Below are 24,302 nucleotides of genomic sequence, written 5' to 3'. Positions count from 1 at the left end.
TATGCTGAGGACGTGACGCTCAGTGATGACCAGCCTCTTTTGCTTCTGCTCGACTTCGACGGCACCGTCTGTGTCGGAGACGGCCCTGTGTGGGCATATGCCGAGGCTGTGTTTGCCGAGCTCGCGGAAGGCGGCAGCTCACACCAGGTGGACACTGGCGCTATTCGACAGCAGCTCGGGGCGTTCCTCGACGGCCATGCAGCCGGCGACTACATCGACGGTTACGCCGCTGTCGCTCACGTGGCCAGCGCCCACGTGAGCGCCGATGTGCTCCAACGCGCCTACCGTGCAAGCAGACGCGCACTCGCCGACGGGACTCTCGACGTTCACGCTCCGCGCGGCCTCGCCGAGCTGCTGCAGGAGCTGTCTCCTCGCGTCGAACGGGTGCTCGTGACCAACGCGCCTATCGACGGCGTCGCCGAGACCCTCGAGACGATCGGCCTCGCCAGCCACATCGACCGCATTGTGTCCGACGCGCGCAAGCCAGACAGCTGGACAGCGCTCTTACCTGAGCTGCTCGCCGGACGTGCGCCTCAGAACTGTTTGGCGGTCGGCGATATCTGGGCGAACGACCTCGCTGGGCCGCACGCCGCGGGCTGCGCGACGGCGCTGATCGACCGCTTCGGCACGCGAGCAGGCACCCCTGACGTGAGCGCCCCCGACTTCGAGACGCTCATCGACAGCATCCGCTTCTGGGCCGAGTCGCCCGAGTCTTCTCCGACGGTGCCAGCGCATGCCGGCACCAACGACGTACCCACGCCAGACAGATCAGAACAGTGACCCTGCACCGCCATTCACAGAACGGAATCACCATGAAAGCTCGCACCCTCACCGCGGCAATGGTCTCGGGAATCGCGCTCATCACGACGCTCACTTTGAGTGGCTGCGGCGTTCAGCAGCAGCCAACGGGCGGGGGTGGGGATGCCGCAGACGGCCCCTGCATCGGAACCTCGAACGACAACGCCGACGACCCCACAGAGCTCACTCTCGCGCTCGTGCCCTCGGGCGACGCGAAGAAGCTCGTCGAGACGGTCAAGCCGCTGGAAGATGCGCTCACCGATCGGCTCGGCATTCCGGTTAAGGGTGTCATCACTCAGGATTACCAGGCCGCTGTCGAGGCCATCGGCAGCGATCAAGCGCAGATCGGGATGCTGCCAAGCCTGCAGATGAGTCAGGCGTGCGACAAGTACGGCGCCGTTCCCTCGCTGCAGACGGAGCGCAACGGCAAGAGCACGTACGCTGCCCAGTTCTTCACAAACGACCCAGACAAATATTGCGCAGATGAGCCCGTCGAAGGTGAGAACGGGATGCTGTACTGCAACGGCACGGAATCAGGAACCGGCCCCGCGGGACTCGATAGCATCGAGAAGGTGAAGGGCGCGACGGTGTCTCTGCTTCAGGCCGCGTCGCCCGCGGGCTACATCTTCCCCGTCGCAGCGATGAACGAAGCCGGAATTGACACGGACAACGACATCGAGACGGTGCAGGTCACCGCGAACGACGCCAGTGTTCTCGCCGTGTACAACGGCGATGCCGAGGTGGGCACCAGCTACTGGGATGCTCGTGAGGTCGTCGCAGGCGACACTCCCGATGTCGGCGAGAAGGTCGTCGTGTTCGCCCTGACCAACGAGATCCCGAACGACGGTGTCTCGCTCTCGAGCGAACTGAGCGCCGACTGGCAGACCAAGATCGCGGATGCTCTCAAGGACTACGCGTCGACAGACGACGGCGTTGAGGCTCTTCAAGCCATCTACCAGATCACGGGTCTCGTCGACGCCGATCCGTCAAGTCTGCAGCAGACTCAGAAGGCCGCTGCATCGATCGGACTCGGCTAGTCGGGCAGAATGACTGGTTCGATGGTGAGGAACACAATGAACAACGCAGAGCGCACAGGCGCCGGCATCCGGTTTGATGACGTCGGGGTTACGTACCCGAACGGCTTCACGGGACTACGCGGCGTGAACCTTTCCATCGAACCAGGCGAAATGGTAGCGATCGTTGGCCTCTCCGGGGCGGGAAAGTCGACGCTCATTCGGGCGATCAACGGCCTCGTTCCCATCACAGACGGACAGATCACCGTCGGTGACGTCGGCCTGCGCGGCCTGTCGGGTCGCCGGCTCCGGCAGCTGCGCAGCGAGGTCGGCATGGTGTTTCAGAGCTTCAACCTCGCCAAGCGCACATCGGTCATCAACAATGTGCTCATGGGGCGGCTGCATCACACAGCGGCATGGCGCACGCTTCTCGGCGCCTGGTCGAAAGGTGACGTCGAGCTGGCGATGCAGGCCCTCGAACGCGTCGAGATTGTGCAGAAGGCGTACGCAAACGCCTCTGAGCTTTCGGGCGGCCAGCAGCAGCGCGTCGCCATAGCACGCGCGCTCGCGCAGAAGCCGCGCGTGATCCTCGCCGACGAGCCGACAGCATCGCTCGACCCGCCCACATCGCACGTCGTCATGCGCGACCTGCAGCAGATCAACGCCGAGCTCGGCATCACCGTCGTCGTCAATCTGCACTTTCTTGACCTCGCGCGGCGCTACGGGCAGCGGCTCATCGGGCTGCGCGGCGGTGAGGTCGTGTACGACGGACCCGGCTCCGAGGCAGACGAGTCGGTGTTCGAATCGATCTACGGCCGCTCGCTCACGGCGGAAGACGTGCTTGACTCGCGACCGGTGGTGCCATGACGAGCATCGCCGCCGACAGCTCCGCGACGCGCCCGCGCAAGCCGCAGACGTGGCCTCGCACTGTCGTGGTCGCGGGCATCGTCATTGCTCTCACAGTGTGGGCCGCCATCGCGGTTGAGGCAAACATCGCCGACTTGATTCGCAACGGGCAAAATGCGGCGGGAACGCTTATTCAGCTGGTGCAGCCGGACTACTCGTTCATCGTGCAGACCCTCCCCGCCGTGCTCGAGACCGTGCAGATGGCCGTCATCGGAACGGCAATCAGCATCACTATCGCGCTGCCCGTCTCGTTTCTCGCGTCGCGAGCGACCAATCCCAACAGCGTCATGTTCGCGATCGTGCGTCTTATCATGAACGTGGTGCGCAGCATCCCCGACCTGCTCTACGCGGCGATCTTCGTCACAGTGGTCGGTACTGGTGCACTCTCGGGAATCATGGCGCTCGTCATGTTCAATCTCGGCATTATGGTGAAGCTCATCTCCGAAGCTCTCGACGGGCTTGACCGCGGCGGGCAAGAGGCAGCGCTCGCCGCGGGTGCCACGTGGTTCACAGCCAACAAGGCGGCGATGCTCTCCGAGGTTGCACCGAGCTACATCTCGCAGACGATCTACGTTCTCGAGCTCAACATCCGAGCCTCGGCAGTGATCGGACTTGTCGGCGCGGGCGGCCTCGGCATGCTGATCGACAAGGTGCGCACGTTCTACCAGTACCACTACCTCAGCACGGTCATCCTTGAGATTCTCGTGCTCGTGATTGCCCTCGAGCTTCTCAGCTCATATGCACGAAAGAAGCTCGTGCGATGACCGCGCAGACAGGAGCAGCAGCTCAGCTCGCGTCGGACTCACGGCAGACGCCGGGGACGGATGCTGGCGCGAACGCCGTGCGGCAGCATCCCGGACCTGCCCGGCCGCGCAAGCCGGTGCGGTGGCTGCGCGCGATCGTGTGGACGGTGTCGACGATTGTGGTCGTCGCCGCGTTCTGGAGTGTCGACATCTCGTGGCAGGCGCTGCTTGATCTGCCGCAGAAGCTCGCGCGGTACCTCGGGCTCATGTTCCTTCCACCCGCGTGGGAGGCGTTCCCCGATGCCCTCTCGGCCACAATGCTGTCTGTCGCGATGGCCTGGTTTGGCACCATCATCGGCATCATCATCTCGTTTCCGCTGAGCCTGCTCGCGGCACGGGGCTTGATGCCGGCGATCGTGCGCTGGCCCGTGCGCGGTGTGTTCGCTGTTCTGCGTGCCGTTCCCGAGGTTGTGATCGCCGTGCTCATGCTCTCGGTCACCGGCCTCACAGCATTCACCGGTGCGCTCGCTATTGCGCTCGGGTCGATTGGAACGCTCGGCAAATGGGGCTACGAGAGCTTCGAATCCGTTGATCGCGGCGCGATCGAGGCGGCGACGGCTGCGGGAGCATCCCGTGTGCAGGTCATGCGCTGGGGCGTGTGGCCGAATGCCAAGCCCGACGTGTTCGCGTTCTGGCTGTATCGCTTCGAGATCAGCGTGCGCGCCTCGGCCATTCTCGGACTCATCGGCGCGGGGGGCATTGGCAAGATGCTCGTCGACAACATTCAGTTTCGCGTGTGGGACGTGGTCGGGATGCTGATGATCGTGGTGATCGTCGTCACGATGATCATTGATCAGATCTCGGGTCTCGTGCGCGTGCGCATCATCAGCGGTCGCTGGGAGCTGCCGATCGTCAGCGCTTTCCGTCGGCGCTCAGCCGAACGTGCTCGGCGTGAGTCCACGGCTCTGAAGGCGACGCGATGACCGCCTCCGATGCGCGGAATGCTCTGCTGTCGGCGGTGGTCGGTAGGGTGATCGCGTGACTGATCGAGACGCACTTAACCTCACTGAGCGACCACTGCGGGTGCTGCACCTCTCTGACACGCATATATACGGCGACGAGTCGCTTCACTACGGCATTGTAGACACGGTGGCGGCGCTCGCTCGCACGCTCGACCGTGCTGAGCCGATTGAGAATATCGACGTCGTCGTGCTGAGCGGAGATCTGTCAGACGACATGTCAACGGGCTCGTACGAGCGTCTGCGCGACATCGTCGAGCCGTGGGCCGCGCGCCACGAGGCAGTGGTCGTCTATGCCATGGGAAACCATGATCGCGCTGCTGAGTTCGAGAGGGTTCTCGGGCCGCGCACGGGAGCGACCGAGGTGCGCGGAGTGCGCATTCTGCGGCTTGACTCCGCCGTTCCGGAGGCAGGCTATGGTCACGTTGACGACGAGCAGCTGCACTGGCTACGGCGTGAGCTCGACGCAGCATCCGGGCCATCGCTCGTTGTCGTGCACCACCCGCCGACACCCGCGTACGGGCCGCTTCTGAAGGCCCTTGAGCTGCAGAACCCCCGCGAACTTCTCGCCGTGTGCGCCGCGGGCGGGGCGACGGCGGTGCTGAGCGGTCACTATCACCACAGTCTTGTCTCCCGGGAGAACGGCGTGCCGGTTATCGTCGCACCGGGCATCGCCAACACGTCTGACGCCTGCGCCCCCGCCGGCCATGAGCGCGCGACGATCGGATCCGGGTTCGCCATCATCGATGTTCCGGCAGCCGGATCGCCCGTCGTAACGTTCATCGCCGCTCCAAGCGAGCGCGATGGTGCCGAGATCTTCAATCTTGAGCCGGCCGATGTCGACCGCATCGGTCGGGCCGCCGGGCCACCGAGTCGCGCCGGAACCGGCAGCGCATGACACCGACGAAACCCGGTGAGGTCATCGCGACGATCCGTTCGCTTCTGCCGTCTCTGCTGCCGACAGAGCGGGCCGTCGCAACCGTGCTGCTCGAGCGGTCGGGCGAGATCGTCGAGCTGAGTTCTCAGCAGGTGGCGGATGCCGCGGGCGCGTCGCGCGCGACTGTCGTTCGCACGTGCCAGAGCCTCGGGTTCACGGGCTACCAGCAGCTGCGCGTGCTGCTCGCGCGTGACGCGGCATACTCGCAGGTGCCGCAACCGACGGGCGGGCATGCACCTGGTACTGCAGGGATTATCGCCGAAACCTTCAGGCACGTGGCGGCCGGCATCGAGAACATGACGGCGCTGCTTGACGATGCCGAGCTCGACACGGCGGTGGAGGTGCTCGCAAACGCATCGCGCGTCGTCGTGAGCGGCAACGGACTTTCGGCACCGCTTGCGCTTGACGTCTCGGCGCGTCTGAGCAGTATCGGACGGCCAGCCGAGGCGCCGCTCGACGTGATCGGGCAGCAGATCACTGCGCGTCTGCTCGGTGAGAACGATGTTCTTCTCGCCGTCAGCGGCAGCGGATCGAACGCGTCGACACTGCGCATCGCGACGGCGGCACGCGATGCTGGCGCACGGGTCATCGCCGTGACGGCGTTTGCACGGAGCCCTCTCACGCAACTCGCCGATATCAACCTCGTCGTGACGATGCCAGATCTGACGTTTCGCGACGAGATCACTCTGGCCTCGCGACTGCCTCAGGCGATCCTCATCGAGGGGCTCGTCGCCGCGTTGACGCACCGGCTGGGAGACGTCGCCGTCCGGGCGAAAGCGCTCGCGCTCGACGCCATCAGCGAGAACCTCGCCGAGTAGCATCCTGACGTTCGTTCGTCGTCGCGCGTCGTTCGCGGACGACACGTCAATATGCCATGCGTGAACGTGAGACACTGAATTTTCTGCTGTGTGCCATCGAGAGGAATTCACGTGTCCACGCCCGACGAGGTCACCCCAACGCGCAGCATCGCGCTGCTCGGCAGCAGCGGAGGCAATCTGCGCAGCCACGGAGGAGACGATCCCGATCGTCTGCTCCACGACGTGGTAAGACAAGCCGACGCCGCAGGCTTCAGCATTGCCGCCGCGCAGTTCGTTGCTGCAGACAGCTCCATGGACCAGGCATCGTGCGATACTCCGGCCGCGCTGTGGAGCCTTGTCGACGGCACACCGACCGTTATTGTTCGCGGCACTCTTTCTGAGGTGAACACTGCGGCCCGCGAGATGGATGCCGCGATCGCCAACCAGGTATCGGCTGGAGAAATCGACGGGCTCATTGTGATGAGCGCCGATCCAGATGACACGAACGAGCGAACGATGGTCGCCGCCGCGGCCGCCGAGATTCCGGCTGCCGGAACAGGTGGCACATCTATCGCCGGCGCCCAGCGACTCGGTGTCAAGCTCATCGCGGCCTCAGGAACGACAGGAACGACAAGCACAACGCGTGCCGTCTCGTACATCTCCGGACTTGCTCGGCACTGGGGCGTCGGCTACCGACCATCGCTCGGCGGCAGCACCTCGACTCCGGGATCGACGGCGCCCGAGTCCGCGTGGCGGCGCATCAGCATCCGCGGCATCATGGTCGGCAGCATCCCGGCGTTCATCGCTCTCGCTCTCGTGCTCGCTCTGAGTCAGATCCCCTGGCTTTCCGCACTTACGCCCGTTTTCGACACGTTGATTGCGGGACTGCCCGTGGTCGTCTCGGCCGTGGCTGCACGCAAGATCTCTGGATTGGGCGAGGTGGGGCTCGTTGCGGGTGCGGTCGCGGGCATTCTTGCCACGGAGGGCGGCCTGCTGGGTGGACTCGTGGCGGGAATCCTCGCTGGCCTGCTCAGCGCCTGGCTGATCAAATGGACGCTGTCACACAGCTTTCCCGCGACGACGGCGAACATCGTCACCGGTGCGCTGGCGGGTCTGCTGCCGGGCCTGCTTGTCTACTTTGTTCTTGCCCCCATCACCGATGCGCTCGGTCTTGGCGTGAAGGGCGGAATCGAATGGGCTGTCGATATTAATCCCGCACTCGCGGGAGCGATTGCCGGCCTCGCGATCTGGCCAGCCATCATCGGCGGCGTGTACCATTCCGTGATTCTGCCTCTCGTTCTGCTTGAGATGGGCGAGAAGGGGCACAGCTTCTTCGGCGCGATCGACATGGTCTCACTCGTGATGGTGTCGCTCGGCATCACCCTCGCGAACGTGATTGTGCCCCGCACAAGCGGGGAACGCGCGCTGGCCGGTTCGGGTGCCGCCGTCAACTTCTTCTTCGGTACGTTCGTTGAGTCGTCGTATCCGTTCATGTTCGGAGACAAGAAGGTGTTCGCGATCGCACTCGTCGCTGCGACGGGCGGCGGCGTTGTCGTCGGCCTCACGGGGGCAGAAGCCACGGCATATCTTCCCGCGCTTGTTGCGCCCTTTGTGTCGACGACGGTTCTTGGCATGACGCTGTCTATGCTCGTCGCGTTCGCGCTTGCCTTCTCGTTGACTCTGCTGGTAGGGATTGCCCATAGACGAGCGGGCATACGCGAGAAGAGTGCCGCCTGATCCCTGTGGATCGCTGCGGGTGCGGGCAGGAGTAATCTTGGCGCATGGCGACGAAACAGGGCCCAGAAAGGCTGGCGGCGTTCACAGACGCGATCGTGGCCATCGCGATCACCCTCCTCATTCTTCCGCTCGTCGACGCGGCTTCAGACGACATCAACTCGGGGTCGACGTTTGCCGAGTTCTTCGGCGAACATTGGGGGCAGCTCGGAAGTTTTCTCATCAGCTTCGCCGTGATCGCACGGCTCTGGGTTGGTCATCACCGCATCTTTGAGCATCTGCGCACGTATTCACCGCGCATCCTGACTCTCACCATCCTGTGGTCCTTGACCGTGGTCATTATGCCGCTTCCCACGGCCATGACCGCGAACTTTGCCGTCGAACCTGCGGTGATCGGCTTTTACATCGCGACGATGGGCATGAGCAGCCTCATGTTGACGTTGCTCGTCGTCGTGATCCGGGGTTCTGAGAACGAGAACCCAGACGACCGGCTGCCGTTGTCCGTGCTTGCCAGCAGCGCAGGAACGACGGTTTTGTTCTTCATCGCGGGAATCGTCGGTGTACTTTTCCCTGTGGTGAACTACTACGCACTGTTCATTCTCGTACTGAGTTGGCCGGTCAGCGCCATCTTCGGACGTGTCCTGCGCCTTCGTGCTCCAGAAGCCGAGTCGCGTGTACCCCGGCATGGGGCGTAACCTTGGTTTCCGGTCGTCCGGAGAAGCCACGCGGCCGATGGATGAAAGGTTCACTTGAGCGACGAATGTAGGCACGGCTTCGAACCCGAGCTGTGTGCGGTCTGCAATCCACCGAAGGTCCCCGAGAAGATCGTCGCGACGAGAGTCACGACAGCAACCCGAACGACACAGTCGAATTCGGTGAATCGCGGCTCAAAGAAGCAGGGCAAGCCGGTGCGCGTCGATCAGCAACGTCTGTATCACGTCACGCACACGCGCAACCTGCCTGCGATTCTCGCTGGGGGAAGCATCCTTTGCGACGATCTGCTGCATGACGCAGATCGAACCGAGGGGGCAGAGGTCGCGCTCTCCAGTGAAGAGAACCGTGCCGCTCGTCGGCGCATCATGATCGACGATGCTGCCGTGTCGGCGTATGTGCCCTTCTTTCTCTCGCCCGACGCCTCGGTGTGGGGCAGCATCCGTTCCCGTGAACCCAACGTTCGTCTCGCTTCCGACATTGTGCGCACCTCACCCACCGACTATGTGATGCTCGTGGCGACGGTGGCGAGCATTCGTGCCGCAGACGGCGACATAGTGATCGCCGACGGAGACGCTGCAGCAGGGCTCACCCGTTTTGCGAGCGAACCAGATCAAGCAGATCGGATGCTCGCGCGCGTCGCCCTTGACGACAGCGGCGAGCTGAAGCTGGTTGCCGAAGCTCTCGTGCGCGGAGAGGTGCCGGTGTCGGCACTGAGCATCATCGGTGTGGCGAGTATCAAGCAGCGTGAGCGTGTGAAGCAGCAGCTCGCCGACGCCGGGCTGCACACGAAGGTAGCCGCGCACCAGCCGTGGTTTGTCGCGCAGTAGTTCGACATCACGAGCATGCCCTCTACGCTGAGTGCATGCACCAGCCCGTTGCCGACACGACCGCTCGCCTATGAACCGGCTGACGCGGGCTTTCCTCGGGCTGTTCGCCGCCCCGCGGATCAACATGCGCGAGGACTACGGCAAGGTCCGGCGCTTCCAACGTCGACTCGCCGTCATGTCGATGCCGTGGCGCCGTACGCCATATAGGCAGACCGTCGCCGATGCCGGGGGACGCTCGGTCTCTGTTCGCGTCTTTCAGCCGAAGGAGCGGCGGCGTGACGATGTTCTTCTTTTCTTCCACGGCGGTGGTTGGGTCACAGGCGACATTGAGACGTACACGCCGGCGTGTGCCACGATAGCCGACCTCACAGGCTGCGCCGTGGCCTCGGTCAACTACCGGCTCGCGCCGGAGCATCCCTTCCCCGAAGGTCTCGACGATTGCTTCGGGATCGTCGAGCAGCTGCTGGAGAACCCTCAGCGCGCGGGCATCGCCGATGCGGCGAACATCGTGCTGGTGGGAGACTCTGCCGGGGGCAATCTCGCCGCCGCTCTCTCCCTCAAACTCCGCCAACAAGGTCACCGAGGCGCTGGACGGCAGATCCTGCTCTATCCCGTCACGCACTGGGACCACGCTCTGGCAACATCTCCGTTCGCCTCGGTGCGTGAGCACGGTGAAGATCTCAGACTCACCAGCGCCGAAGTGCAGGATTATTTCGATATGTACGTGCCTGACCCAGAACGGCGCAAAGATCCGCTCGTAGCTCCTCTGGAGTCGACGGATCTTTCTGGGCAGCCGACGACTCTCGTGGTGACGGCGGAGCTTGACCTTCTGCGCGATGAAGGTGAAGCGTACGGTCGCGCACTCGCCCGGGCAGGAAACATCGTGCGGATTCACCGCGTGCGCGGGGCATTGCACGGGTTTATCCAGTTGCCACGGTTCTCACGGCCGGTGCGGGAGGCCTACGCGGTGATCAACGCGTTTCTCGACGATCACCTCGCGTCCGACGAGAATGATGCCGATGCCGAGAGCCCCGGCCAGGAGGCGGCTACGTGAGCCGCGGGGACTGGACGCGACGCAACTGGGTGCGGCTCGACAACGCGTCAAACATCTTTCTTGCCGCGCGGAGCGACTCCGATCCCAAGGTGTTCCGTATCAGCGCCGAGATGGATCATGACGTGGATCCGGTGCTGTTGCAGAAGGCTCTGGATGCGACGTACGACCGTTACCCCCTCTACCATGCCGTGCTGCGTCGAGGCGTGTTCTGGTACTACCTTCAAGACAGCGACCTGCGCCCGCGCGTCACTGGCGATCGGCAGCACACCTGTTCTCCCATCTACCAGGCGGACCGGCGCAACCTGCTCTTCCGAGTGATGCATCATCGCCAGCGCGTCATCCTCGAGATCTTCCACGCCCTGTCCGACGGCACCGGCGCCTTATGGTTTCTCACTGACCTCGTGACAAGCTACGGCGCATTACGTTACCCAGAACAGCCGACATCGCCAGACCCGTCCGGTGCCGGGCCCGTCGCTCCTGACGACCTCGCACAGCGCGACGCACACACGCCGGCCGATGAGAGCGCAGAGCCGACACACGGTCTTGTCGCCGACAGCTTCGCGCATTATTTTCGCCGCCGGCGTCGCCACGAAGCACCAGCGTCGGAGTCGGACTTCAGGAACAGCCGGGCCCGGCCGGCGCTGGGGGTGCCTCGACGTGTCGGCAGGTTCTTCCATCTGCCGGAGAAGAAGGTGTACCGCGTCAGAGGAACCCGCACCCCGGACAACCGGACGCGTGCCGTCGAACTCACGATGCCCGCGCACGACGTGCTGAACCTCGCGCGCGCTGAAGAAGTCCCACTGACGATGTTTTTGACGGCGTTGTTCTTCGAATCCATTCGTTTGTCGGCGGGCGACCTGGGCAAAGCCCGCACCCTGTCGGCATCGGCGCCCGTCAACCTGCGCCAATTCTTCCCCTCGACATCGCCTCGCAACTTTTTCGCAACGGTGCGGGTGCACCACACCTACGGCGAGAGCGCCGACGATGTGGGGACAATCTGCAAACAGCTCGATGCTCAGTTCGGCCCGAAGGTCAGTCCCGAGGCGTTGGAGAAGACGCTGCGCCAGTTCATTCGGCTTGAGGGTCTGCTTGTCTTGAGGGTCATACCGAGGCCGCTCAAAGATGTGATTCTGAGGCTGATCAATTGGGGCAACAACCGCGGTCTCAGCATCGCAGTCTCAAACCTGGGCCGCGTGAGTCTTCCCGAATCCGTCGATGCACACGTGGGACGCATGTTGTTTCACGTATCAGCGGCGCGACCGCAGATCTGCGTCATGAGTCATGCCGGAATGCTCACGATCAGTTTCACGTCTCCGTTCGTCGAGACCGATCACATCAAGGAGTTCGCGCGGCTTCTCACCGACCGTGGGGTCGCCGTCACTGTCGCCGCCGCGCGGGTCACCGAAGAGGAACTCGCGGAGGCCGCATTGTGAGGCATTGCGACGCATGCGCGGTTGACATCGAGGGGGCTTGGGGTCGGTGCCCACTGTGCGGAACTCCGGTCACGGGCGAGGCAACGGCGAGTCCGCTGCCGTCAGTGCCGTTGACGTTCTCGCGGCGTCGCGTGGTGAGGGTGCTCTTCTTCACCTCTCTCGCCGTCATCCTCGCGTCGTTCGCTGCCCAACTGCTGTTTAGTCATGAGCTCACCGGCCTGGGCATGATCCGCTCCGTCTGGCTGGGGCTGAGTGCCATGTGGCTTGTCGTGCTGATGGCTGTGCGCAAACGTCGCAATCTCGCGAAAAGCACCGTCTACCTTGTCGTGATCGTCGGCCTCATCTGCGTCTACTGGGACTACCTCTCGGGGTGGCCCGGCTGGTCATTGACGTATGCGGTGCCGATCCTCTGCGCGTCGTCCATTGTCGCCCTGCTGATCACCGTCCGACTCATGCGCATCGAGACGGGCGAGCACGTCGTCTACAGCGTATTGACGGTGCTGCTGGGACTCGCGCCCATCGGCTTTCTGGCGTTCGGCTGGGTGACGAACGCGTTGCCGTCGATCATCTGCGGCGGGCTCAGTCTGATCGTGCTTGTGCTGCTGCAGCTTGTCGGAGGGCGTACCGTCCGCCATGAGCTCGGTAAGCGACTGCACGTATAACGGGAGTGCTACTCGGCGGTGACGAGCGGATCGGCCGGGCGGGTGAGGTCGACGATCTCGCCGTCAGCCCCGACACCTTCGATGGGGAACCCGTTGCGCCCCCAGTATTCGTAGCCGCCGATCATCTCGCGCACGTCGTATCCACGTTCGAGAAGAACCTTCGCCGTGTACGTCTCGCCGTTGCAACCCGGGCCCCACCCATAAACGATGAGCGTGCGATCGGCCGACATGCCACCAAGATCCCGATCGAGGTCGCTCGTCGGCAGATGAAGAGCCCCGGTCACGTGGCCGTGATCCCATGAAGCCTGCTTGCGTGTGTCGACCAACACAGCACCACGTTCCTGCGCTGCACGCGCTGCCACGACATCGATCTCGTATGCGAGCCGTGCTTCCACATGAGCAAGGCGGGCACGGATGCTGTCAGCAGCGCTGCCTTCTGCGGCATCCGTCATGATCAGCGCTTCAGCAGCTCAGCGAGCTTCGGCAGCTGTGTCTCGTCTTCGAGCGCCGAGCCGACGGCGACAACACGAACTCCCGCGGTGAGGAAGTCACCGGCGTTTCCGGCATCCATTCCTCCTGTCGCCACGAACTTCGCTCGGGGGAACGGTCCGCGCATGGCGCCGAACCACGATGTGCCGAGCAGGGAGGCGGGAAACGCCTTGAGCCACGTGAGCCCTTCTTTCATGGCGAGCTGAACCTCGCTTGGCGTTGCGACGCCGGGGAGAGCCGGAAGGCCCGCGTCCGTCGAGGCACGCACAACCTCCGGGTCGAAGCCGGGGCTCACCGTGAATTCAGCACCGGCGGCGGCGGCCTGAGCCACGTGCTCGACGGTGACCACGGTTCCGGCGCCCACGCGCTTGCCTCGGGCGCGACCGGCTTCAGAGACCGCTCGCAGTGCGTCGATGTCGTCTGCGGTCTGAATCGGGAGTTCGACCACGTCGATGCCGAGGTCCCAGGCGGCGGCAGCAACTTTAAGACTGCGCTCCACGCCCATGCCCCGCATGATCGCCATGAGCGGGGCATCGGCGAAAATTGAATTGAATTCTGTGTTGTCGGCCATGGTCAGCCCTTCTGTTCGGTCGTCTCTGAGATGTAGTCGCTCGTCGATTGCAGCACGAGGCGTGCTCGCGTGTGGCCTGCGGCCAGCCGATCGGATGCCGCTTCGCCACGCAGCGCTGCCGCGAGATAGCCAGCGGCAAACGCGTCGCCGGCGCCCACCGCTTCGACGACGTCGGCCGGGGTCGTCGCGACGAAGACACGCTCGTCTGTTTCGGCTGTGCGGTGAAACTCGGTGGCACCGATTTCGCCGTCTTTGACGATGAGTCGCTCGGGTTCGGGCAGAATTGCTCGAACATCGTCTGCCGTTTCGGTTCCCCAGAGCGTCTGCGCCTCGTCGAGCCCGACGAAAACGATGTCGGCGCGGCTGGCGAGGGAGCGCAGTGTGGCGGAGGCGATGTCGATCGGCCACAGCGCAGCGCGGTGATTCACGTCGAAGCTCAGCGTCGCGTCGCTCGACGCTACGCGCTCGTACACCGTCTCAAGAAGCGCGGCGCAGCTCGACGACAGCGCGGCGGTGATTCCCGTGAGATGAACGATTTCGGACGACTCGAGGGGAATGCTTCGCACAGTGTCGGGGCTCATTCGGGATGCTGCAGAGCCACGGCGATAGTAGAGAACGCCGTTTCCCGGGTCTTTGAAATACACGCCCGTCGGTGCCTCGGCATCCGATGTCACCCACCGAGTATCGACGCCGCGGGCGCTGATGGTGGTGCGGAGACGCTTGCCGAGGGCATCGTCGCCGACGGCGCTCACCCATGCGGCATGCACGCCAAGGTGGGAGAGGTGCGAAGCGAGGTTCGACTCGGCGCCGCCCGCGTCGAGTCGAAAATCGGTGGCGGTAGCCAACCGTTCGGCTGATGCCGGAGTGACGAGAACCATTGTCTCGCCGATGGTGATCAGGCGGGGAGCGGCCTCAGAAGTCATGAAACAATAATGCACAGGTTGTGCGCCGTATGCAATTAGCGTTGCAATATATGCAACACTCGACAAATGATTGGCGAGTTGCACGAGTCCATTGTGCGCGGTTACCGTTGCCTTTGTACGCAACACCTTGTGCAGAAAATGCACACACTATGTGAGTAGGCACCACGATGACGACATCGCTTCTTCTCGACGACCTGGGCAGCGAGCGGCTCTCCGCCCGAGACAAGGGCATTCCCGCGCGGGCGTTCGGCCTCACTGTTCGCGAGTTTCTTGACAGTGAACCGCGGCTCAGTGAGTTCTGGACTCCGATCATCGCACTCGACGATCAGGCGATGCAGGGCAACCTCGATGTGATGCGCGAGTGGACGGTCACGCGCGGGCTCGAGCTGATGCCGCACGGAAAGACGACGATGGCGCCCGCACTCTGGCAGCGGCAGCTCGATGCCGGATGCACGGGCATCACGCTCGCCACAATGGCGCAAGTGCGCACGGCGCGCACCTTCGGGTTGAGCTCAATCATGTTAGCCAATTCAGTCGTTGACGAGCGCTCGCTGCGCTATCTCGCCGCAGAGCTTGCCGACCCGGCGTTTCGCTTTGTCTGCTGGGTTGACTCGGCCGCGACGATCGACGCGATGGAACAGGCGCTCGCGGGTGTCACCCTCGACCGCCCGATCGATGTGTGCATTGAGCTCGGCCAAGTCGGCGGCCGCACAGGAGCGCGCACGGTCGACGAGGCGATTGCTGTGGCGCGGCGTGCCGCGGCATCCGGTGTCGTCCGGCTTGCCGGAGTTGGCGGATACGAGGGAAGCCTCGGCCATGACCGCTCAGCGCATTCTGTCGACGCCGTGCGCCGCTACCTTGAGCGCCAGGTTGAGCTGCATCGAGCACTCGGCGACCTTTACGACGATGGTGACATCTACGTGACGGCGGGAGGCAGCGCCTACTTCGACATCGTCGCCGACGTCTACGCGGGTGCAATGACCGACGACGCGCGCACGCACTGGACTTTGAGATCTGGCGCGTACATCACCCACGACGACGGCTTCTACCGCGGCATCTCGCCGCTCGATGAAGCGGGCGACAACGTTGCGAACCCGCTTCGCTCCGCAATGCGAGGCATCGCTCGCGTTGTCTCACACCCCGAACGGGGCCTCGCGTTGATCGATGCGGGCAAGCGCGACTTTCCGTTTGATGAGGGCCTGCCGATTCCGCGCGGAGTCGCCGCCGACATTGGGCAGACGTGGCGTGCACTCGTCGGTGCAGAGATCTCGGCAATGAATGACCAGCACAGCTACCTGACGCTGACCGATCAGGATGTCGCGATCGGCGACGTCGTCTCACTCGGCCTCTCGCACCCATGCACCGCGTTCGACAAATGGCACTACCTCCCCGTTGTCGAATCGGCGGAGTCCGACCGCGTCATCGACCTCGTTCGCACGTTCTTCTAGAGCATCCGAGTCACCAGCTACAACACAAGGAGCACCCATGCGAACCATCCTGCAGGGCGGAACCGTCGTTGATCGCGACGGGGCGCGCGTCGCTGACGTCTCCCTCGACGGCAAGACGATCGTCGCCGTCGGCGCTGTCATCCCGAGCGAAGCCGACCACGTGATCGACTGCTCCGGGCGGTACGTGCTGCCGGGATTCGTCGACGCGCACTCGCACGCAGATGGGCTTCTCACAGACGACGGTGTGCAGCGGGCGCTGCTCAAACAGGGCGTGACGACCATTGTCGCCGGTCAGGATGGCGTGTCGTTCGCCCCGGGCGACGGCGCCTATTCGAGCGAGTACTTCGCGGCCATTAACGGACCGCATCCAAGCTACGCGGGTGGCGGCGTCGCCGAGTACCTGGGCGCGGTCGACGGGGCATCGAGGCTCAACGCCGCGTACGCGATCCCCGCCGGAACCGTGCGCTGGGAGATCTGTGGGCGCTCCACGGCGACCGCGAGCGACGCCGAGCGCGATGCGATGGCGGCGCTCGTCGAGCGGGGGATGCGCGACGGCGCCGTCGGGCTGTCGACAGGGCTCGACTATGTGCCCGGAATCTTCGCCGATGCCGACGAGATTGCGGCGCTCACTATGCCGGTCGCCGAGGCCGGCGGTGTCTACATCAGCCACATGCGCGGCGGTTACGAGGCGAACTCTTCCGAAGGCATCGATGAGATCACCGCCATCGCAGCGGCAACGGGGGCACGCGTGCACGTCTCGCACTTTCACGCCGAGGCGCACGTCGTGCTTGCCCAGCTCGACGTGCTCGAAGCGGCGGGAGTCGACGCGACGTTCGACGCCTACCCGTACACGCGCGGCTGCACCCTCCTCGCGATGCCGCTGCTGCCACCGGAACTCTCGGCACAGCCTGTCGACGATGTCGTGCGGGTGATCGGCGACCCCGCCGAGCGCGCCCGGCTTCGCCGCGACTGGTTTCCCGAAGTCGACAGCAAGCCGAGCCTCGGGCCCGAGTGGCCGAGCATGATCACCCTCGCGCACGTTGCTGCGCCCGAATACGCGTGGACGCACGGCATGACAGTTCAGGATGCCGCTGCGGCGGCCGGTGTGGACGCCATCGATCTCGCTCTCGACGTGCTCACGGCATCCCGCCTGCAGGCAAACGCCGTCATGGCGGTGCGCTACGATCGCCCGGTCTCCGAGCTCGCGCAGATCTTCGCTCATCCCGGGCACATGGGCGGATCTGACGGCATCTTCATCGGAGCCCACCCTCACCCGCGTGCCCGAGGCACCTTCGCACGCTACCTGCGCGAGTGCGTGCGCGAGACGCAGACTTGGACGTGGCCCGAGGCAGTCTCTCACCTTTCTGCTGTGCCCGCCGAACGATTCGCGCTTGGCCGTCGCGGGCGCATCGCACCGAGTTGGATCGCCGACCTGATCGTCGTTGACCCGGACGTCGTCGGCGATTCGGCGACCTACGAGCATCCCCTGGGTGAAGCCGTCGGAATTGACGACGTGATCGTTGCCGGAGTGCCGGTGCTCGCGGGCGGCGAGTTGCAGCAGTTGCTCCCCGGTCGGGGTATTCGTCGTAGCGAGGTGCGCTAGCCCATGCAGCATCCACTCGCCCCCGTCGAAACACAGGAGTGCCCATGTCGCAGAGCGTGAAACGTGCGGCTCGCATAGTCGATTCGATTGCCGCGGAGCCGAAGACCGTCGTGCAGCTTGCCGAGGAATTCGAGTTGCACCGGTCGACCATGTTTCGTGAACTGCAGTCGCTCGAAGAGGTGGGCTACGCCCGACGTCGCAAAGATGGAACGTACACTCTGGGGTTCCACCTCGTCTCGCTTGCGCAGAACTCACTTGAGAGCATCGATCTGCGTGACGTGGCGTCGGGCCCTCTGCGTCGCCTGCACAAGGTGGTGGGAAACACGGTGCATCTTGCAGCGCTCATGGATGACTCCATCATTTATGTTGACAAAGTCGAAGATGCCAGCGGTGTGCGCATGTACTCGCGGGTCGGCGCACCCGTGCGCACCCATTGCAGCGGTGTAGGCAAGGCGATTCTCGCGAACATCGACGTCGGCCACAGGGATGCTGTGCTTGCAAGCACCGACTGGGCGAAGTACACCGAGAACACGATAACGACGCGCAGCGGGCTCGATGTGGAGCTCGCGGCAATCGCCGAGCAGGGCTGGGCCGTCGACGACGGTGAGTTCGAGGACTTCGTCAACTGCGTTGCGGTGCCGATCATCAGCAGGGCCGGAGCGGTCGGCGCGCTGTCGCTCACGGCGATTCGCATGGTCGAAGACCTCGATCAGCTGAAGACTCGCCTTCCGCTGATGCAGCAGACGGCGCAGCAAATCGCCCGCGAGCTCGGCTAAGAATAGCGACGCCCGCAATCTCGCAGCAAGGTAGCACCGTGCGGACAACGTGCATGCATGTAACCCTCAACGTTGTCCGCAGCTCTCGACATCGTCGCGCAGTCGGCGGCTGGGTCGTGTGACCGAGCCGAGGTCAGGCAGCGACGGAGAGCCGGAAGCCGCCCTCGATGAGCTCGATGGACAGCTGCTCGAGGCTCGTGAGCACGACGTCGGCGTCGAGCTCATCCGGCGTGTGCGTTCCGGGAAGGCCGATTGTGAAGCATCCGGCCGCACGCGCTGAGGCGAGGCCGGCCGGAGCATCCTCGAAGGCAACGCAGTCGCTCGGGTGCGCGCCCAAGCGCGCGGCGCCGGTCTCGAAAGGCTCGGGGTCGGGCTTTCCCGCGACAACGTCGTCGAACGTGACGAACGAATCGGGGCGGGGAATTCCGGATGCCGCGATGCGCACGTCGGCGAGAGCCTGCGTGCACGAGGTGACGATCGTCCACGAGTGCTCGGGGAGAGCAGTGAGCAGGTCGAGTGCTCCGGGGAGGGCGACGACGCCGTCGGTGTCGTCGATCTCCAGCTGAGTGACACGCGCGAGGGCCTGTTCCACCTGATCGGCGGGCAGGATGCTGGCGAGCAGCTCGCGTGCCGGGCGGCCGTGGTGGTTGCCTGTGCCGAGGTCTGTCTGAACGCCCTGCTCTGCGGCCAGCCGAGCCCAGGAGCGCAAGACGGCGGGTGTCGAGTCGATGAGAGTACCGTCCATGTCGAAGAGCGCTCCGCGGAATGTGCGGGTCTGAAGGGCGGATGCCGCGTCGAGATCGAGTGTCACCGGTGTTCTCCGTTCGTTGCCACGATCGTATCGATTCGACCCGAGGAAACCCTCAACTGCCGCAGGTACCTCACGTGTGCGACTACTGATATGTAGGTGTTTTTGTCAAGGGGGCAGAGTGAAACGGTCCCGGGAAGTGTAGGGCTTGTCCGGGACCGTTTCTGCTGGCATCTGGCGGAGTGGGGTCTGACGTGTCTTTCGACGTTAACACGGTCAAACTGATATGCGCAGGTTGGTTACTGCAGGGCGAAGCGTGCGATGGTGGAGCGGTGCCGCAGGTCTAGAGATCGAGCGTCGCCCGTCAGTGCTGATGGGCTGTTCATAATAGTAGAGCGGGTCATTCCACACGTGTTCGCAGACCTCACGGCCGTCGTGGTGTCAGCGGTCTGGGGTGTCAGTCAGTCATGATCGCGAGTGACCAGCACCAGCCGGAGAGTTCTCTGGCGATCGCGACGTTGGCGATTGTTGCCTTCTTTCGTCGGGCTACGAATTTCTCCCACTGCTTGTGGAGTCGTTCGTTTCCGGCTTGTCCGCGTAGTCGGGCTTCCTGTGAGGCATTTTGCTGTCGGAGCGTCAGTGCTGAGGTCGGTTGCTGTCGGAGCTGTTTGCGGTGGTGCCAGGCGGCCTCGACGAGGAGTCTGCGGGCATGGGAATTGCCGGTCTTGGTGATACCGCCGAGTCTGCGTGAAGTTCCTGACGAGTATTCCGACGGGGTGAGTCCGAGATAGGTGCCAATTGTTTTCCCGGTGAATCTGTCCCAATCGGCGATCTCAACGGCAAGCGCGAGACTAGTGAGCGCACCCATGCCACGCAGGCAACCCAACCGGGTCACCACAGGTGCGAATTCAGAAGCATCAGCCATTCTTTCAATTTCGGCATCGAGTCGGTCTCTGCGGGCAAGGACTTGCGCAACGGCTTCGTAGGATGCATCGAACGCGTATTGGTAAGCGATTGTGCCTGCGCGATGCTCCCGGATCCACACGTCGTGCTTGCGAGTCCATGTGCCACCTCCGTCGTAAACATGCCCGTGACGAAGAAGCAGTTTTGAGAGACGATGGCGTGAGGCCATGAGGTCATGGCGGCAGTCTTCCCGCGCCCGGACAAGATCGCGTGCAGTCTCCTCGTCAATAGTGGGGACACGCACGGGGGTGATCTGTCCAAGCTGGAGGAGATGCGCCAAATGCAGAGCATCATTCTTATCGGTTTTGACACGGTCACCTGGCGGACGCTGCAACTTCGATGGGGCGGCGATCACGCACGCGATGCCAGCACCTGTGAGGCGACGGGAGAGATCATAGCCTGTCGGGCCGGCCTCGTAAGTGGTGAGAGCCGGTACTGCGAGACCACGGACCCAATCGATCACCGCGGCCGGATCATAGGGAAACTTCTTCCAGGTAACTTCACCGGTATCGCTGTGAATTGCTTGCGCGACGATGGACCTGGCGTGCACGTCCAAACCCACGTGAGTACGATAGATGTTCAACTGGGGCCTCCAAGATCGACTGAGGAAGACCAACCCCGTCAAGGCTCCAGCACCTATGCTGGAGCCCCGCAAATGGCACGGCTGGTAAACCTCGATCATGCGATCTGGGGCCTCAGCCTTGTCAAGAGGTAGCCACAGTCATATCGTCTAGTGGGCTTCGTCGTACGCCTTCTGCGCTGCAGACACGTCGTGCACGTGCTCGATCGCCCACTCTTGAAGGGCATCGAGGGGCTCAAGGAGTGAGCGACCCGCGTCAGTGAGCGCATACTCCACACGCACCGGCACCTCGGGGTACACCGTGCGTCGCACGAGGCCGTTGCGCTCGAGACCCCTGAGAGTCTGTGTCAGCATCTTCTGCGAGATGCCTTCGATCTGGCGACGCAACTCTGAGAAACGTGCTTCGCCGTGCCCGAGGATGCCCATAATGAGCACTGTCCAGCGGTCGCCGATGCGGTCAAGGAGGGGACGCGTCGGACAGTCAGCGATGTACGGGTTGCCGCGGAATTCCGAAATGGACTTGTTGGTTACCACAAAGTGCCTTCTTCCCATCAGAGAGATGCTCTCTTATAGTAACTACCGGTTGCCGATTGGCGCCACTGTTTCACTGAAAGGTATTCAATGTCTCGCATCACTGTCATCGGCGGCACCGGTTACGCCGGGTCTGCCATCGTTGCCGAAGCCGCATCTCGTGGCCACGAGGTCACTGCGCTGAGCCGTTCGATTCCCACTGAGCCCGTTCAGAACGTGAACTACGTGCAGGGCGACGCCACAGACGAAGCAACGCTGGCGTCGGTCATCGAAGGATCCGACGTGGTGGTGGGCGCGCTCGCCCCACGTGGCGATCTCGCCAGCGCGTGGCGCGACTTCTACCGCTTGCTCTCGCGACGAGCAGATGCCGCAGGCGTTCGGCTGTACATCGTGGGCGGCGCATCATCGCTGCGCCCCGCGCCCGGAGCAGACCGTTTCGTCTCAGACCTCAGCGGAATCCCTGAGGAGCTCCACGAGGAGATTCGCCTCGGGGCGGCCTTCGTGGTCGACGATCTTCCGGCAACACCCGAGACGCTGGACTGGGTATTTGTGAGCCCGGCACTCCGGTTCGGCGCGCACATGCCCGGCGAGCAACTCGGTCGTTACCGCCTCGGTGACGACGTCGCGGTTGAGCCCGACGGAGGCGCGATCTCTGCCGCAGACTATGCCCTCGGGTTCGTCGACGTGATTGAGAAAGGCACCCACCACAGAGCGCACGTCAACCTCGGCCACTGAGGCTGCGGCTACCTCGCACGGCGGCGGTGAAACAGCATCCGTCCGACCAGGCCGATTGCAAGAACGATCACCCCGGCGGCGAGGCTCTGCCACGGCACCGCCGCGGCGAGGGCAATGCACCCCACCATGCCAACGGCCTGCAACCACGTGGGGTAGCGCCGGTGTGGGGTGCCCTGCGTCCATGCCGAGACATTGGCGATGAAGTAATAGAGCAGCACGCCGAAGCTTGAGAAGCCGATGGCGCCGCGCAGATCCACCATGAGAACAAGCACGATCGAGATGGCGGCCAGCAGCAGTTCGATGCGATGCGGAACACGCCACCGTTCGTGAATGGCTGCGAGCGGCCGCGGTAGGTCTCCCTCACGCGCCATGGCGAGGCCGGTGCGCCCAATTCCTGCCATGAGGGCGAGCAGGGCGCCGAGGGATGCCGCGGCCGCCGCGACCTGCACAACCGGCCGCGCCCACGGGGGCACAGCATCACGCAGAGGCGAAATCGTGTGCGCGAGCTGATCTGGGCCGAGCACCGTGAGCACGGTGAGGGCAACGATGCTGTAGACGACGAAGGCGCCGACAAGCGCGATCACAATCGCCCGCGGAATCGTGTGTGCGGGGTCGCGCACTTCTTCGCCCATGGTCGCGATTCGCGCGTACCCGGCAAACGCGAAGAAGATCAGCGCCGCCGACTGCACAATTCCGTACGGCCCAGCCGCGAAGACGTCGCCGATCGGTGTACGTTCGGCACCGACGTTCGCGGTGACGAGGGCGATGGCGAGGCACACGAGAACGATGGTCACGATGACGCGTGTCGCCAGCGCCGTTCGCGTGACGCCCAGATAGTTGACGAGCGCGACGCCCGCGACAGCGAGGGCTGCGACGGGCTTCTCCCACCCGGCCGGAGCCGCATATGCGGCGAAAGTGAGTGCCATCGCGGCTGTCGATGCGGTTTTGCCGATCAGAAAACACCAACCCGCTGCGAACCCCCACCACGGTCCGAGCTGTGCGCGCCCGTACGCGTAGGTTCCCCCAGACACCGGATGCTGCGCTGCAAGTTGCGCCGACGACGTCGCATTGCAGAAAGCGACGACGGCGGCGATGCCGAGACCGACGAGCAGCCCAGTACCCGCCGCCCGAGCGGCCGGGCCGAACACCGCGAAGATGCCGGCGCCGATCATCGAGCCGAGCCCGATGACGACGGCGTCTGCGAGGCCGAGGCGACGCGCGAGCGTGGTCATGGTGCCTAGGGTATGACCGCGACGTGTCTCAGAGGAAACATCGAGTGCGATCGTCAGATCACGTGTGCTCGGTGTATCCGTATAGATCGGTCTGAGCGCCGTTCACCCAGAGCTCGTTGCCGTCGGGTGTCGAGAGAATGAGAGTGCGGTTGTAGGCCTCGTCGACGACAGAGTTCTCGAAGTTGGCGTCGGTGAGTCGCTCGGCAAGTGCGTCTAGATTGCCACGGTACTCGAGCGAGAGGCTGACCGGCGAAGCATCCGGAGTCTGTGCTGCGTGCTCCGCGTGCAAAGCGAGGATGCCGCCACCCGGCGCTGTCAGATCTGCCCATGTTCCGGCGTCAGACGACGTGCGTGGCTTGAGCTCGAGCGTCGTTGCGACGTTGGTGCTCGCTGGCACATTCGGCGTAAAGAAGAGTGGCAGGATTGCCGTGTCGCCTCGTGGTGCGCGGGCATGGCCGACAACCGCGTGAATCGTGGAGTGGGGGTCGAGGGCGATCTCGAGTGTCGCTCCGACGCCCTCCATCGCGCCCCGGATGACGGCGATGCCGGCTGCGCTGAGTTGAGTTTCGAGGTCGGCGAGAGCGTCGTCGTCGTCGACAAGCATCCAGACCTCCGCCGTGCCGACACGGGGGTCGCTGGCGTCCACTGCGTGCAATGCCAGCATTCCGTCGCCGTCGAACTCTGTCCACGCATCGTTCTTCTCGCCATTCGCGGTGAGACCGAGTGCCTCGGCGAGGGCGTGCCAGGGGTGCGGATGCTGTGTGAACTGGATTACTTGAATCGTGGTCATGAGGTGCCCTCCTGCGAGACGTAGTCGTTCATGATGCGTTCGACAAGTGATGACAGCGAGGTCTGCTCATCGATTGCGCGGTGCTTAATTTGCGTGACAAGTGAGGCGGGCAGGTACACATTGAACTGCACCTTCTTCGCTTTTGCATCGTCTAGCATGCTAGCAAGATAGCTTGCTTGATGTGATGGCCGCAACTCATAGGTCAAAATCCGCGCCTCAGGGCGCCCCGAAATGCAATCTGTGACATCTGAAAATGAGTCGCGTGAACCTCGACGT

General features: G+C 63.9%; 26 protein-coding genes. 17 read left to right on the top strand and 9 right to left on the bottom strand.

The window, feature by feature from the left end:
- Positions 1-12 precede the first annotated feature (12 nt).
- From HCR76_RS14315 to HCR76_RS14255, 13 genes are all read left to right on the top strand, one after another.
- A complete protein-coding gene (locus tag HCR76_RS14315) occupies positions 13-780 on the top strand; it encodes an HAD family hydrolase (RefSeq protein WP_166987842.1) in 768 nt (255 codons plus the stop codon).
- 32 nt (positions 781-812) lie between these two features.
- On the top strand, positions 813-1,835 hold the full coding sequence (phnD, locus tag HCR76_RS14310; RefSeq protein WP_166987844.1) for a phosphate/phosphite/phosphonate ABC transporter substrate-binding protein: 1,023 nt from the start codon (positions 813-815) through the stop codon (positions 1,833-1,835).
- 36 nt (positions 1,836-1,871) lie between these two features.
- The gene (phnC, locus tag HCR76_RS14305; RefSeq protein WP_244971406.1) at positions 1,872-2,678 is read left to right on the top strand and encodes a phosphonate ABC transporter ATP-binding protein; all 807 of its coding nucleotides are present in this window, start codon (positions 1,872-1,874) and stop codon (positions 2,676-2,678) included.
- Entirely contained in the window at positions 2,675-3,481 is an 807-nt protein-coding gene (phnE, locus tag HCR76_RS14300; RefSeq protein WP_166987849.1) for a phosphonate ABC transporter, permease protein PhnE, read from the top strand. Before phnC ends, phnE (HCR76_RS14300) begins: the two co-directional genes overlap by 4 nt.
- Positions 3,478-4,443, top strand: a complete 966-nt coding sequence (phnE, locus tag HCR76_RS14295) for a phosphonate ABC transporter, permease protein PhnE (RefSeq protein ID WP_166987852.1) — start codon at positions 3,478-3,480, stop codon at positions 4,441-4,443. The genes phnE (HCR76_RS14300) and phnE (HCR76_RS14295) overlap by 4 nt, the downstream gene beginning before the upstream one ends.
- 55 nt (positions 4,444-4,498) lie before the next feature.
- The gene (locus HCR76_RS14290) at positions 4,499-5,377 is read left to right on the top strand and encodes a metallophosphoesterase family protein (protein ID WP_166987855.1); all 879 of its coding nucleotides are present in this window, start codon (positions 4,499-4,501) and stop codon (positions 5,375-5,377) included.
- Positions 5,374-6,234 carry a MurR/RpiR family transcriptional regulator gene (locus tag HCR76_RS14285; protein WP_166987857.1) on the top strand — a complete coding sequence of 287 codons (861 nt, stop codon included), beginning with the start codon at positions 5,374-5,376 and terminating at the stop codon, positions 6,232-6,234. The genes HCR76_RS14290 and HCR76_RS14285 overlap by 4 nt, the downstream gene beginning before the upstream one ends.
- 111 nt (positions 6,235-6,345) lie before the next feature.
- Entirely contained in the window at positions 6,346-7,950 is a 1,605-nt protein-coding gene (locus HCR76_RS14280; protein WP_166987860.1) for a PTS sugar transporter, read from the top strand.
- A gap of 44 nt (positions 7,951-7,994) precedes the next feature.
- Complete coding sequence (locus HCR76_RS14275; RefSeq protein ID WP_166987863.1) at positions 7,995-8,642, top strand: TMEM175 family protein; 648 nt, start codon at positions 7,995-7,997, stop codon at positions 8,640-8,642.
- Positions 8,643-8,696: 54 nt separating this feature from the next.
- A complete protein-coding gene (locus tag HCR76_RS14270; protein WP_166987866.1) occupies positions 8,697-9,488 on the top strand; it encodes a DarT ssDNA thymidine ADP-ribosyltransferase family protein in 792 nt (263 codons plus the stop codon).
- A 70-nt stretch (positions 9,489-9,558) separates the two neighbouring features.
- Positions 9,559-10,542: an alpha/beta hydrolase gene (locus tag HCR76_RS14265; protein ID WP_166987869.1), complete on the top strand. Its 984-nt coding sequence runs from the start codon at positions 9,559-9,561 to the stop codon at positions 10,540-10,542.
- The gene (locus HCR76_RS14260) at positions 10,539-11,975 is read left to right on the top strand and encodes an alcohol acetyltransferase (RefSeq protein WP_166987872.1); all 1,437 of its coding nucleotides are present in this window, start codon (positions 10,539-10,541) and stop codon (positions 11,973-11,975) included. The genes HCR76_RS14265 and HCR76_RS14260 overlap by 4 nt, the downstream gene beginning before the upstream one ends.
- On the top strand, positions 11,972-12,637 hold the full coding sequence (locus HCR76_RS14255) for a DUF6320 domain-containing protein (RefSeq protein WP_166987875.1): 666 nt from the start codon (positions 11,972-11,974) through the stop codon (positions 12,635-12,637). Before HCR76_RS14260 ends, HCR76_RS14255 begins: the two co-directional genes overlap by 4 nt.
- Positions 12,638-12,645: 8 nt before the next feature.
- Here HCR76_RS14255 and HCR76_RS14250 read toward each other — a convergent pair whose 3' ends face one another.
- From HCR76_RS14250 to HCR76_RS14240, 3 genes are read right to left on the bottom strand one after another with little or no spacing between them, the layout of a single operon-like run.
- A complete protein-coding gene (locus tag HCR76_RS14250; RefSeq protein ID WP_166987877.1) occupies positions 12,646-13,089 on the bottom strand; it encodes a rhodanese-like domain-containing protein in 444 nt (147 codons plus the stop codon).
- A gap of 2 nt (positions 13,090-13,091) precedes the next feature.
- Complete coding sequence (locus tag HCR76_RS14245; protein ID WP_166987880.1) at positions 13,092-13,697, bottom strand: bifunctional 4-hydroxy-2-oxoglutarate aldolase/2-dehydro-3-deoxy-phosphogluconate aldolase; 606 nt, start codon at positions 13,695-13,697, stop codon at positions 13,092-13,094.
- Positions 13,698-13,699: 2 nt separating this feature from the next.
- Positions 13,700-14,620: a sugar kinase gene (locus tag HCR76_RS14240; RefSeq protein WP_166987883.1), complete on the bottom strand. Its 921-nt coding sequence runs from the start codon at positions 14,618-14,620 to the stop codon at positions 13,700-13,702.
- Between the two features lie 167 nt (positions 14,621-14,787).
- On the opposite strand from HCR76_RS14240, the gene HCR76_RS14235 reads away from it, so the two are divergent.
- The 3 genes from HCR76_RS14235 to HCR76_RS14225 are packed head-to-tail and all read left to right on the top strand — an operon-like array spanning position 14,788 to position 18,447.
- Positions 14,788-16,068, top strand: coding sequence for a type III PLP-dependent enzyme domain-containing protein (locus HCR76_RS14235; RefSeq protein ID WP_166987886.1), 1,281 nt, complete (start codon positions 14,788-14,790; stop codon positions 16,066-16,068).
- A gap of 37 nt (positions 16,069-16,105) precedes the next feature.
- Positions 16,106-17,671, top strand: coding sequence for an N-acyl-D-amino-acid deacylase family protein (locus tag HCR76_RS14230; protein WP_166987890.1), 1,566 nt, complete (start codon positions 16,106-16,108; stop codon positions 17,669-17,671).
- 44 nt (positions 17,672-17,715) lie between these two features.
- The gene (locus HCR76_RS14225) at positions 17,716-18,447 is read left to right on the top strand and encodes an IclR family transcriptional regulator (RefSeq protein WP_166987893.1); all 732 of its coding nucleotides are present in this window, start codon (positions 17,716-17,718) and stop codon (positions 18,445-18,447) included.
- Between the two features lie 133 nt (positions 18,448-18,580).
- On the opposite strand, the gene HCR76_RS14220 is transcribed toward HCR76_RS14225, so the two are convergent.
- The 3 genes from HCR76_RS14220 to HCR76_RS14210 all read right to left on the bottom strand — a co-directional run bounded on the left by HCR76_RS14220 (position 18,581) and on the right by HCR76_RS14210 (position 21,272).
- Positions 18,581-19,258: an HAD-IA family hydrolase gene (locus HCR76_RS14220; protein ID WP_198248067.1), complete on the bottom strand. Its 678-nt coding sequence runs from the start codon at positions 19,256-19,258 to the stop codon at positions 18,581-18,583.
- 394 nt (positions 19,259-19,652) lie between these two features.
- On the bottom strand, positions 19,653-20,720 hold the full coding sequence (locus HCR76_RS14215) for an IS110 family RNA-guided transposase (RefSeq protein ID WP_244971361.1): 1,068 nt from the start codon (positions 20,718-20,720) through the stop codon (positions 19,653-19,655).
- 168 nt (positions 20,721-20,888) lie between these two features.
- Complete coding sequence (locus HCR76_RS14210) at positions 20,889-21,272, bottom strand: winged helix-turn-helix transcriptional regulator (protein ID WP_235934601.1); 384 nt, start codon at positions 21,270-21,272, stop codon at positions 20,889-20,891.
- Positions 21,273-21,359: 87 nt separating this feature from the next.
- Here HCR76_RS14210 and HCR76_RS14205 point away from each other — a divergent pair, with 87 nt between their 5' ends.
- Positions 21,360-22,004, top strand: coding sequence for an NAD(P)-dependent oxidoreductase (locus HCR76_RS14205; protein ID WP_166993333.1), 645 nt, complete (start codon positions 21,360-21,362; stop codon positions 22,002-22,004).
- An 8-nt stretch (positions 22,005-22,012) separates the two neighbouring features.
- Here the strand turns inward: HCR76_RS14205 and HCR76_RS14200 are convergent, their stop codons facing one another.
- From HCR76_RS14200 to HCR76_RS14190, 3 genes are read right to left on the bottom strand one after another with little or no spacing between them, the layout of a single operon-like run.
- Positions 22,013-23,236: an APC family permease gene (locus HCR76_RS14200; protein ID WP_166993330.1), complete on the bottom strand. Its 1,224-nt coding sequence runs from the start codon at positions 23,234-23,236 to the stop codon at positions 22,013-22,015.
- A gap of 58 nt (positions 23,237-23,294) precedes the next feature.
- A complete protein-coding gene (locus HCR76_RS14195) occupies positions 23,295-24,026 on the bottom strand; it encodes a hypothetical protein (protein WP_166993327.1) in 732 nt (243 codons plus the stop codon).
- Positions 24,023-24,184 (bottom strand): CopG family transcriptional regulator, encoded by a 162-nt coding sequence (locus tag HCR76_RS14190; RefSeq protein ID WP_166993324.1) that lies wholly within the window; start codon positions 24,182-24,184, stop codon positions 24,023-24,025. The genes HCR76_RS14195 and HCR76_RS14190 overlap by 4 nt, the downstream gene beginning before the upstream one ends.
- Positions 24,185-24,302 lie beyond the last annotated feature (118 nt).

The sequence above is a fragment of the Paramicrobacterium chengjingii genome, from assembly GCF_011751765.2.
In the GTDB taxonomy this organism is placed as follows: domain Bacteria; phylum Actinomycetota; class Actinomycetes; order Actinomycetales; family Microbacteriaceae; genus Paramicrobacterium; species Paramicrobacterium chengjingii.
Note: the sequence above shows the minus strand (reverse complement) of the source record. Positions and strands in the feature narration are given on the sequence as shown.

Coding starts and splice junctions, on each gene's coding strand:
- phnC (WP_244971406.1), top strand. CDS start 1,872: ATGAACAACGCAGAGCGCACAGGCGCCGGCATCCGGTTTGATGACGTC.
- phnD (WP_166987844.1), top strand. CDS start 813: ATGAAAGCTCGCACCCTCACCGCGGCAATGGTCTCGGGAATCGCGCTC.
- HCR76_RS14190 (WP_166993324.1), bottom strand. CDS start 24,184: ATGCTAGACGATGCAAAAGCGAAGAAGGTGCAGTTCAATGTGTACCTG.
- HCR76_RS14230 (WP_166987890.1), top strand. CDS start 16,106: ATGCGAACCATCCTGCAGGGCGGAACCGTCGTTGATCGCGACGGGGCG.
- HCR76_RS14285 (WP_166987857.1), top strand. CDS start 5,374: ATGACACCGACGAAACCCGGTGAGGTCATCGCGACGATCCGTTCGCTT.
- HCR76_RS14235 (WP_166987886.1), top strand. CDS start 14,788: ATGACGACATCGCTTCTTCTCGACGACCTGGGCAGCGAGCGGCTCTCC.
- HCR76_RS14250 (WP_166987877.1), bottom strand. CDS start 13,089: ATGACGGATGCCGCAGAAGGCAGCGCTGCTGACAGCATCCGTGCCCGC.
- HCR76_RS14195 (WP_166993327.1), bottom strand. CDS start 24,026: ATGACCACGATTCAAGTAATCCAGTTCACACAGCATCCGCACCCCTGG.
- phnE (WP_166987852.1), top strand. CDS start 3,478: ATGACCGCGCAGACAGGAGCAGCAGCTCAGCTCGCGTCGGACTCACGG.
- HCR76_RS14265 (WP_166987869.1), top strand. CDS start 9,559: ATGAACCGGCTGACGCGGGCTTTCCTCGGGCTGTTCGCCGCCCCGCGG.
- HCR76_RS14245 (WP_166987880.1), bottom strand. CDS start 13,697: ATGGCCGACAACACAGAATTCAATTCAATTTTCGCCGATGCCCCGCTC.
- HCR76_RS14200 (WP_166993330.1), bottom strand. CDS start 23,236: ATGACCACGCTCGCGCGTCGCCTCGGCCTCGCAGACGCCGTCGTCATC.
- phnE (WP_166987849.1), top strand. CDS start 2,675: ATGACGAGCATCGCCGCCGACAGCTCCGCGACGCGCCCGCGCAAGCCG.
- HCR76_RS14275 (WP_166987863.1), top strand. CDS start 7,995: ATGGCGACGAAACAGGGCCCAGAAAGGCTGGCGGCGTTCACAGACGCG.
- HCR76_RS14240 (WP_166987883.1), bottom strand. CDS start 14,620: ATGACTTCTGAGGCCGCTCCCCGCCTGATCACCATCGGCGAGACAATG.
- HCR76_RS14205 (WP_166993333.1), top strand. CDS start 21,360: ATGTCTCGCATCACTGTCATCGGCGGCACCGGTTACGCCGGGTCTGCC.
- HCR76_RS14225 (WP_166987893.1), top strand. CDS start 17,716: ATGTCGCAGAGCGTGAAACGTGCGGCTCGCATAGTCGATTCGATTGCC.